Genomic DNA, 6,206 nt, shown 5'->3' with positions numbered 1-6,206 from the left:
GCTTGTCGCATCGGCCGCCTGAAACCGCCCTGATCGAAGCGGTGTGACATTCGGCCACGTGCCGTTCCGGGCCTCCTCCGCGTCGGCCGAAGTTGTCCACACCCGGCGAGTTCATCCACAGATTTCGTGATCCGGCCCGGTGTGGACCGCGGAGGACCTTCGCGTGGCGCACAGTGGTCGCCACACAGGGAGGGACGGGGATGGGACGCAATCAGCAGGTGGGGGCGCTGGGGGAGGACCTGGCGGCCGAGTTTCTCGAGTCGGCGGGCATGGTGGTGCTCGCGCGCAACTGGCGCAGCCGGTACGGGGAACTCGATCTGATCGCCGAGGACGGCGACACGGTGGTGTTCGTGGAGGTCAAGACCCGCACCGGCCTCGGATACGGCACGCCCGCCGAGGCGGTGACCGCGGTGAAGGCGGGCCGGATCCGCCGACTGGCCGCGTTGTGGTTGTCCGGCCGGCAGCAACGGTGGCGGCGGGTGCGGGTCGACGTGGTCACGGTGCTGCTCCCACAGCGGGGCGAACCCTTGATCACCCACCGGCGGCAGGTGCTGTGATGGCGCTGGGGAAGGCGTACTCGGTGGCCGTCACGGGGGTGGACGGGCAGGTCGTGGAAGTCGAGGCCGACATCGGCCGCGGCCTGCCGGGAGTGAAGATGGTGGGCCTGCCCGACACCGCGCTGCAGGAGTCCCGGGATCGGGTGCGCGCGGCGGTGACGAATTCCGGTGGTGAATGGCCGGATTCGCGCGTGGTGCTGGCCCTGTCGCCGGCGACGCTGCCGAAGGTGGGCAGCGTGTACGACCTCGCCCTCGCGTGTGCGGTGCTCAACGCCGCCAAGTCGATTCCGCCCGAGGGTGTTTCGCGGACGGTTCTGCTCGGAGAGCTGGCGCTCGACGGCCGGGTGCGGTCGGTGCGCGGGGTACTGCCGGCGGTGCTGTCCGCCAAACGCGCCGGGTGGGAGCGGGTGGTGGTCCCGGCCTCCACGATGTCCGAGGCCGGGCTGGTCGACGGCATCGACATCTACGGGGCGGACACCCTCACCGAGGTGGTGCTGTGGCTGCGCGGAGACGGCCCCCTCGAGCGGCCCGGTCCCCGGCCGGTGGGGGAGCGGCCGGGGCGGGCGGACATGAGCGAGGTGGTCGGTCAGCACGAGGCGCGACGGGCCATCGAGATCGCCGCCGCCGGCGCGCACCACCTGATGCTCACCGGCCCACCCGGAATCGGGAAGACGATGCTCGCCCAGCGGCTTCCCGGCGTGCTGCCGGCGCTGACGGAGGAACAGGCGCTCGAGGTGACCGCGATCCACTCCGTCGCCGGAACCCTGTCGGCGGACCGGCCGCTCGTCACCGACCCGCCGTTCATCGCTCCACACCACACCGCCTCGGTCAGCTCGCTCGTCGGTGGGGGCGGCGGCATGGCCAAACCCGGCGCGGTCAGCCGTGCACACCGGGGCGTGCTGTTCCTCGACGAGGTCGCCGAGATGGGCACCAAGGCGCTCGAGGCGCTGCGGACCCCGCTCGAGGACGGCGAGGTGCGGATCGCCCGCCGCGACGGCGTCGCGCGCTATCCGGCGCGGTTCCAGCTGATCCTCGCCGCCAATCCGTGCCCGTGTGCCCCGCCGCGCGACGCCGACTGCGTGTGCCCGCCCACCGCCCGACGTCGCTACCTGGGCAGGCTGTCGGGTCCGCTGCTGGACCGGGTGGACCTGCGGGTCCGGATGGAGACGGTGGCCACCGGCGCCCTCATGGGGGAGGCGGGGGAGAGCACCGAGGACGTCCGCGCCCGAGTGGCCCGCGCCCGGGCCGCGGCGGCCGAGCGGTGGGGGGTCCACGGCTGGAGCACCAACGCCGAGGTGCCCGGCCCTGCACTCCGGCAGAAGTTCCGCCTGCCCGCCGCGGCGCTCAAGCCGGTCGAATGGGCGCTGCGGAAGGGCGCGATCACCGCCCGCGGGGCCGATCGGGCGTTGCGCGTCGCCTGGACGTTGGCGGACCTGGCCGAACTGGACGCACCGGGTGAGGTGCAGGTGGCGGCGGCGCTGGATTTCCGGGATCGGGGGACGGCGTGAGCGCGGCGGAGCCGCGCCGGCTGGCGTGGGCGTACCTGTCGACGGTCGCCCAGGGTGCGTCGCGGATGCTGAATGCTGCGATCGAGGCGGACGGCCCGGAGGCGGTCGCCGCGGCCGTGCGCGACGGCTCGATCGGCGGCGCGTTACGCCGTCGCACCGTCGCACGTGCCCATCTCGACTCGGCGGCGCAGGATCTCGAGCTCGTCGCGCGGCTGGGTGGACGGTTGGTGACGCCGGACGACGCGGAGTGGCCGGCGTGGCAGTTGCTGGCGTTCGACGGCCTCGACGGCGCGGACACCGATGCGGCGCCGGTGGCGCTGTGGGTGGTGGGTCGGCGGCGCATCGACGAGCTGGTCGAGCGGTCCGTCGCCGTGGTCGGCACGCGTGCGGCGAGCGGCTACGGGGAGAACGTGACCGCGGAGATCGCCGGGGACCTGGCGATGGACGGGTGGGCGGTGCTGTCGGGGGCGGCTTTCGGGGTCGATGCCGCGGCGCATCGGGCGGCGCTGGGGGTCGGCGGCGCGACGATGGCGGTGCTCGCGTGCGGGGTGGACCGGGCGTATCCGGCGGCGCACACCGGGTTGCTGCGGCAGATCGCCGAGCACGGGGCGGTGGTCAGCGAGTATCCGCCCGGGACGGTGCCGGCGCGGTTCCGGTTCCTGGCCCGCAATCGGCTGGTCGCCGCGCTCGGCGGAGGTGTGCTGGTGGTGGAGGCGGGGTGGCGCAGCGGGGCGCGGAACACGGCGGCGTGGGGGCGGCGGCTGGGGCGTCCGGTGCTGGCGGTGCCGGGGCCTGTGACGTCGGCGGCGTCGCAGGGCTGTCATCGGATGATCCGGGAGCAGGAGGCGCGGCTGGTGGGCACCGCGCGCGAAGTCGTCGAGGAGATCGGCCCGATGGGCGTGAGCGACGACGGCGACGGGCGGTGGGCGCGTGCGCTCGACGGGCTCTCGGGCGACATGGCGTCCGTGTACGAGGCCCTGCCGGCGGTGGGGGCGGTGTCGGTGCAGCAGCTGTCGGAGGCGTCGGGGCTGCTCGTGGAGCGGGTGCGGGCGGCGTTGCCGCTGCTCGAGCTGGAGGGACACGTGCAGCGGGAGGGGGCCGGCTGGGCGCGCAGCGTGTGACGGTCAGGACTGCTCGTGCCCGCGCAGCTCCTCGGCCTTGGACAGGATCGCCTTGTAGTACCTGTCGCCGAGTACCTTCGTCACCTGGGCCGCGAGCTCGGTCTCTCCGGTCTGGAGCAGGACGTACTCGAGTTCGGCCAGCTGTGCGCCGATCGTTTCGCGCCGCCGGTCCGTGTCCTCGAGGGCGCCGACCAGGCTGGTCAGGTACTGCGACGTGACGGTGTTCATCGTTTCTCGCATACCGCAACGATGGCGGAATTCCGTCGCGATTTCGGCGGATCGGGCGATCCCGGTGGTGCCACGGCGAGGCGGTGCTGTGGCTGCGGCCGGACCGCACGCGTAGGCTGCCCTGGTTAGGTAAGCCTGAGCAAATATGGAGGTGGGCGTGGCCCCGAAGACCCCGCGATCGACGACCCTGACGGTGACGGGCAGCGAACGCCTGACCCCGCACCTGGTGCGGGTCCACTTCGGCGGTCCCGGATTCGACGAGTTCGAACCCGGCCCGTACACCGACTCGTACGTCAAACTCGAACTGGAGGCGGGCGGCGGGACGGTCCTGCGCACCTACACGGTGCGAGCAGTGAACCCGCGGTCCAGGCAGATCGCGATCGACTTCGTCGTCCACGGCGATCACGGTGTCGCCGGACCCTGGGCGGCATCCGTCCGGCCGGGGCAGACCGTCGTGGTCCGCGGGCCGGGCGGCGCCTACCGGCCCGATCCGGAGGCCGACTGGCACCTGCTCGCCGGTGACGACACCGCGATACCGGCCGTCGCTGCGGCGCTCGAGGCGCTGGCGCCGGACGCAGTGGGCCGGGTGTTCCTCGAGGTCACCGACGCCGCCGACGCGATCGACCTCGCGGCGCCCCCCGGCGTCGAGGTCACCTGGCTGCACCGCGGCTCCGGTGCCGGGGCCGTCGGGCCGGACCTCTCCGGCGCGAACGCGCCGCTCGTCGCCGCGGTGACCGGCGCCGAGTGGCTTCCGGGAGATCCGCACGTGTTCATCCACGGCGAGGCGGAGACCGTCATGCACCACCTGCGGCCGTACATCCGCAAGACCCGCGGGGTTCCGGCGGCACGCGCGTCGATCTCCGGGTACTGGCGGCGCGGCCGCAGCGAGGAGGGCTTCCGGGAGTGGAAGCGCGAACTCGCGACGGTCGAGGCGCGGTGACGGTGCTCAGGCGCGCTCGCGGGTGAGGGTGAGCAGCGCGGTCATGGAGAGCGCGGCCGAGATCGCTATCGCCAGCGCCATCGGCAGCGCGGTGTCCTCCCCGCCGAGCCCGACCAGCGGCGACACCAGGGCGGCCAGGCCGAACTGGGACGCGCCCATGACCGCGGAACCGGTGCCCGCGGCCTTCGGTACCTGCCCCTGCGCCAGCGCCGTCGCGTTGCCCATGACGAAGCCCAGGCTGGAGACGACGAGGAACAGCAGCGGCAGCACCAACCAGCGGTTCGTGTCGGCCACCAGGACGGCGAGCACCAGCAGCACCCCGGCGGTCAGCATCTGGGTCACGCCGTAGCGCAACAGGTCCCGCACCTCGAAGCGGCCGATGAGCCGGGTGTTGACGATGTTGCCTGCGACGAGGCCCACCGAGTTGGCGGCGAAGATCAGGGAGAACTGTCCCGGCGTCATGCCCAGGACCTCCTGGACCACGAACGGTGACGCGGAGATGTACGAGAACATCGCGCCGAAGCCGAGCGCGAACGTCGCGGCATAGCCCACGAACCGTCGGTTGCCGATCACCGTGCCGAAGTTGCGGGCGAGCATCGCCAGGCCCCCGCTGTGGCGTCGCTCGGGCGGCAGGGTCTCCGGGACGACCGTGAGCACCGCGACGATCATCAGCACGGCCAGGCCCGTCAGGACCCAGAAGATGCCGCGCCAGCCGATGGGCCCCAGGAGGACGCCGCCCAGCAGGGGCGCGACGATCGGTGCCACACCGCCGATGATCATCATGACGCTGAACAGGCGGGCGGCCTCGTTGCCGCGGGCGCGGTCCGCGATCACCGCGCGCGCCAGCACGATTCCTGTGCCGCCGCTGAAGCCCTGGATCAACCGGGCCGCGATGAGCACCTCCACCGTCGGTGCCGTCGCGCACAGGGCGCTGCTCAGGGCCAGGACGACGGTGCCCGCCAGCAGCAGGCGGCGCCGGCCCCACCCGTCGGAGAGCGGGCCCACGATCAGCTGCCCGACACCCAGGCCGGCCATGAACGTGGTGAGAGTGAGCTGGATACCGACCGTGCTGGTGCCGAGGCTCTCCGACATGACCGGCAGTCCGGGCAGATACATGTCGGTGGCCAGAGGCGCGGTGGCGGAGAGCAATGCCAGTCCGAACAGCATCGGCAACGGAATCGTTTTACTCACGAACTAACCTTAGTGTGCCCTCGGTCGGCGTGTTCGGTTGCGTGGGCGGTGCCCACGGCGCACGGTGACGGCCATGGACACCGCGCTGCCGCCGCCCCTCGCCGTGCACCTCGAGGAGTTCGTCGAGCACCTCGACCTGCAGGGCGGCCGGTCGGCCCACACGATCCGCGCGTACACCACCGACATCCGCACCCTCCTCGCTCACCTCGAGGCCGGCCACCCGGATGCGCGGATCGCCGACCTCACTCTCGAGGTGCTCCGCTCCTGGCTCGCCGGCCAGGTGACGAGTGGCGCCGCCCGCACGACCCTGGCGCGGCGCACCTCGTCCGCCCGCACCTTCTGCGCGTGGCTGGCTCGCACGGGCCGGCTCGACCACGATCCCGCGGCGCGGCTGGCATCGGCCCGCACCCATCGCACTCTCCCGCCGGTACTGCGTGCCGACCAGGCCTGTGAGGTGATGACCGCTGCGGAAGCCGGTGCGCGCGAGATGGAGCCGGTGGCACTGCGGGATCGGCTCGTGCTGGAACTGCTGTATGCGACGGGTATCCGGGTCGGTGAGCTGTGCGGACTCGACGTCGACGACGTCGACACCGAGCGCAGGGCGCTGCGCGTGGTCGGCAAGGGCAACAGGGAACGGACCGTGCCGTACGGGGCGCCCGCG

The 6,206-nt window shown here is 72.8% G+C and carries 7 protein-coding genes; 5 read left to right on the top strand and 2 right to left on the bottom strand.

The window, feature by feature from the left end:
- Positions 1-200 precede the first annotated feature (200 nt).
- From CQZ88_RS00035 to dprA, 3 genes are read left to right on the top strand one after another with little or no spacing between them, the layout of a single operon-like run.
- A complete protein-coding gene (locus tag CQZ88_RS00035; protein ID WP_102799047.1) occupies positions 201-557 on the top strand; it encodes a YraN family protein in 357 nt (118 codons plus the stop codon).
- A complete protein-coding gene (locus CQZ88_RS00030) occupies positions 557-2,065 on the top strand; it encodes a YifB family Mg chelatase-like AAA ATPase (protein ID WP_043800021.1) in 1,509 nt (502 codons plus the stop codon). Before CQZ88_RS00035 ends, CQZ88_RS00030 begins: the two co-directional genes overlap by 1 nt.
- A complete protein-coding gene (dprA, locus tag CQZ88_RS00025; RefSeq protein WP_006937456.1) occupies positions 2,062-3,186 on the top strand; it encodes a DNA-processing protein DprA in 1,125 nt (374 codons plus the stop codon). Before CQZ88_RS00030 ends, dprA begins: the two co-directional genes overlap by 4 nt.
- A 3-nt stretch (positions 3,187-3,189) precedes the next feature.
- Here the strand turns inward: dprA and CQZ88_RS00020 are convergent, their stop codons facing one another.
- Positions 3,190-3,426 carry a hypothetical protein gene (locus CQZ88_RS00020; RefSeq protein ID WP_258008389.1) on the bottom strand — a complete coding sequence of 79 codons (237 nt, stop codon included), beginning with the start codon at positions 3,424-3,426 and terminating at the stop codon, positions 3,190-3,192.
- A 133-nt stretch (positions 3,427-3,559) separates the two neighbouring features.
- Between CQZ88_RS00020 and CQZ88_RS00015 the strand changes: the two genes are divergently transcribed.
- Entirely contained in the window at positions 3,560-4,354 is a 795-nt protein-coding gene (locus CQZ88_RS00015; RefSeq protein WP_037200801.1) for a siderophore-interacting protein, read from the top strand.
- Positions 4,355-4,360: 6 nt separating this feature from the next.
- Here the strand turns inward: CQZ88_RS00015 and CQZ88_RS00010 are convergent, their stop codons facing one another.
- Entirely contained in the window at positions 4,361-5,521 is a 1,161-nt protein-coding gene (locus CQZ88_RS00010) for a multidrug effflux MFS transporter (protein ID WP_029543234.1), read from the bottom strand.
- Positions 5,522-5,618: 97 nt separating this feature from the next.
- On the opposite strand from CQZ88_RS00010, the gene CQZ88_RS00005 reads away from it, so the two are divergent.
- A partial coding sequence (locus CQZ88_RS00005) for a tyrosine-type recombinase/integrase (protein WP_180986903.1) occupies positions 5,619-6,206 on the top strand: 588 nt, incomplete at its 3' end.

The organism is Rhodococcus sp. ENV425, assembly GCF_002887785.1.
Lineage (GTDB): Bacteria > Actinomycetota > Actinomycetes > Mycobacteriales > Mycobacteriaceae > Rhodococcus > Rhodococcus aetherivorans.
This window is presented reverse-complemented; position numbering and strand designations above follow the sequence as displayed.